The sequence below is a fragment of the Vibrio sp. OPT46 genome, from assembly GCF_015163535.1.
Taxonomy (GTDB): domain Bacteria; phylum Pseudomonadota; class Gammaproteobacteria; order Enterobacterales; family Vibrionaceae; genus Vibrio; species Vibrio alginolyticus.
This window is the reverse complement of the sequence record NZ_JADDYG010000418.1, coordinates 1-2,582: the sequence shown is the minus strand read 5'-3', so window position 1 is coordinate 2,582 and position 2,582 is coordinate 1. Positions and strand designations below refer to the sequence as shown.

The 2,582-nt window shown below is 41.4% G+C and carries 4 protein-coding genes; all 4 read left to right on the top strand.

Going from position 1 to position 2,582, the window contains the following annotated elements; genetic code table 11:
- On the top strand, positions 1 to 192 hold a 192-nt coding region (locus IQR33_RS33525; RefSeq protein WP_228013990.1), incomplete at its 5' end, for a hypothetical protein.
- 464 nt (positions 193 to 656) lie between these two features.
- Positions 657 to 1,049 carry a hypothetical protein gene (locus IQR33_RS18845; RefSeq protein WP_042776621.1) on the top strand — a complete coding sequence of 131 codons (393 nt, stop codon included), beginning with the start codon at positions 657 to 659 and terminating at the stop codon, positions 1,047 to 1,049.
- A 26-nt stretch (positions 1,050 to 1,075) separates the two neighbouring features.
- Positions 1,076 to 1,510, top strand: a complete 435-nt coding sequence (locus IQR33_RS18840) for a hypothetical protein (RefSeq protein ID WP_078535620.1) — start codon at positions 1,076 to 1,078, stop codon at positions 1,508 to 1,510.
- Between the two features lie 502 nt (positions 1,511 to 2,012).
- A partial coding sequence (locus tag IQR33_RS18835) for a hypothetical protein (protein ID WP_193843924.1) occupies positions 2,013 to 2,582 on the top strand: 570 nt, incomplete at its 3' end.

The following is a 2,582-nucleotide window of genomic DNA, read 5'->3' as shown; positions in this document are numbered from 1 at the left end:
TCATTAGTAGCAAAACGAAATACGGGCTATTTCATTAAATTGCATACACAACACGATTTAAATATCCGTAAAGAATATTCTGACGAGCTAAATTTTATCCTTTCGAAAGCAGCCCAATTGGGTTTTAAGTGTGTCGAGTTAGATTCAGATGCAGGAGAAGAGCGATCATTGCCGATCTTTGAGTGGTCCTAACCTATAGAATTTAGCCATCGTCTCGGTGGCTAAATTGCTCTCCACTAATAGGGGATACCCCTAGTCGCCACCGAGGCCCACCCGCCGGACTTACCCCTGCATTACTAAGTCTCGTTCCTCGCCAAGTATTGCCGCTCAAGGCTGTTGTCCACCAGCGCTAGGACATTGCCAACAAACCCCCGTTGTCACCGTCCTAGCAGAATGCTGGTGGCCATATGAATCGCCTTCGGCGAGCAAAAAGCCTTTTATCGCTTTTCTTAACGGCTTCGCCTAAAAAGCTGACCCTCTATCGAGCCCTATTGTGTCGCCTTTGTCCGGCCAAAAGTCAATCAATATAGTTAAATATATTTAACTGAAATTAGTGTTGTTATGTGGTATTTAACAGTCTGTTTGGTATAATGGCTATTATGGATTGGGGCAGAAATGCTTTAATCGTTGATTGATATTCAGGGCTTGGGGGCTTTATGAAAATTATCGTAACTGAAGGTGCATTTAAAGGTTGCAAGGGAGCACTACTTGAAGTGCTAGAAGATGGATTCTCTTATGTAAAACTTGAGACTTCAAAGGGTAGTGAAATTAAAGTAGTTTTGCGGGGCAATGAATTTGACCAATATACGGAGTTTTTAACTTCAGTTCGATTTGGCTCTTCAGAGAGCAAAGCTTTCGTTGTCAGTGCTATCAATCCTAAGCATGCAGCCTATATTGCAGCCCAGAACATTAAAGAGTGTTGTAAGAATGAAAATGTTCATGACTTTTTTGTAGATTTGGTAGCTGACCGGGAATTCAACATCAGTCAAGGATTTCAGTTCTCATCCAAAGAGCTAGAGCAAGATTTGTTTACTGGCTTAACAGCTTAATCTCAAGGAGTAAGAGAGGAATATCCATGCTGAAATATATTGAAAATAGCTTAACTTCAATACCATTGTGCGAATCAAGGTTTTCTTCTGGAGAGGAGGTCATTGTCGTTAATGGTTATGGCTTAGTTCTGCAAGGCTACAAAGTGATAGGTTTCTCACAACCGTGTCAAGAGAGGCAAGCCTATATTCACTTAGATTGGGACTGCTATTGGTTCTCATTACCAGATAGCAGGGTATTTAAAACCTATGAGCTGAGCTCTTTTTATCGTATCTACTCACCAACCAAAGGATTTTTAGGTTTGGACGATGATAACAGCCTGATCTGGCTCAGTAACTCGCAACACAGTGAACTTTACAGTCAAACCACAAAAGACAATTTTTCAGCTACTTCAATGTGTGAAAACGGTGTTGCTGATGCTGTTTATGTTAAAGCATTAGACTCAGAACCTACCAGGGATTAACGCTCCCCAAGCGACCAGCCCCGGCAATATTGTCGGGGTTTTTTTTGTCTCTCGTGTTAATGAATTCATAGAACTAAAATAGAAACTTAAAATTGCTCTCCACTAATAGGGGGTTCCCCCTAGTCGCCACCGAGGCCCACCCGCCGGACTTACCCCTGCATTACTAAGTCTCGTTCCTCGCCAAGTATTGCCGCTCATGGCTGTTGTCCACCAGCGCTAGTACGATGCCAACAAAACCCCGTTGTCACCGTCCTAGCAGAATGCTGGTGGCCATATGATTCGCCTTCGGCGAGCTAGAAGCATTTGTATCGCTTTTCTTAACGGCTTCGCCTAAAAAGCTGACCCTCTATCGAGCCCTATTGTGACGCCTTTGTCCGGGGCAAAGTCAATGTAATTAGTTAATTATATTTTACTTTATTTAGTGTTTAAATATGGTATTTGTCTATAGGGTTAGATATAATTATTACCAGTTAATCAACTAGATATATTGCTTGGGGGCATTATGGAAATTACAACAGTTATAGACGAACAAGGTCTGTCATTCATTCTTTCACAATCATTAGGAAATGTTGAGGTGCTTTATGACTGCGGTTCTTCCGTACTTCTAGACACCCCTAGTAGTGCGGAATACAAAAAAAAATTTGGTGCTAGTCGTCCCTCAAGAGCAGTAGTTGTTCACAGTGATATAAAGCCCAATTGCTTAAAGAGTCAGTTCATTATCAACAATATGAAAATGTCGGCACCCTTAGAAGACACTTTCTATTACCAATGGCTGGAGAGAAATGAGTGCGATACTCGCCAGGTAACAGGCAATAAGATCATTGATAAAGCCAATTTTTTGAACGCTCTTGGTTTCCACCCAGACATTCACTTCCTCAGTGAGGATACTTTGACTGTAATCAAGCATGCACATGACCATTTCTTTTTCAACAAACTTAATGAGAAAGAGCAATCTGATGATCACTCCATTGAATATGAACTGTCATTGCTTCTACCAATAGACAACACACTAGTATTACCTCAAAAGCAGCTGAAGCACTACAAAGCGATAAAGAACTTATTACTTAAGGCT

Excerpts from the sequence above, each read along its gene's own strand:
- IQR33_RS18845 (WP_042776621.1), top strand. The coding sequence starts at position 657 with ATGAAAATTATCGTAACTGAAGGTGCATTTAAAGGTTGCAAGGGAGCA.
- IQR33_RS18840 (WP_078535620.1), top strand. The coding sequence starts at position 1,076 with ATGCTGAAATATATTGAAAATAGCTTAACTTCAATACCATTGTGCGAA.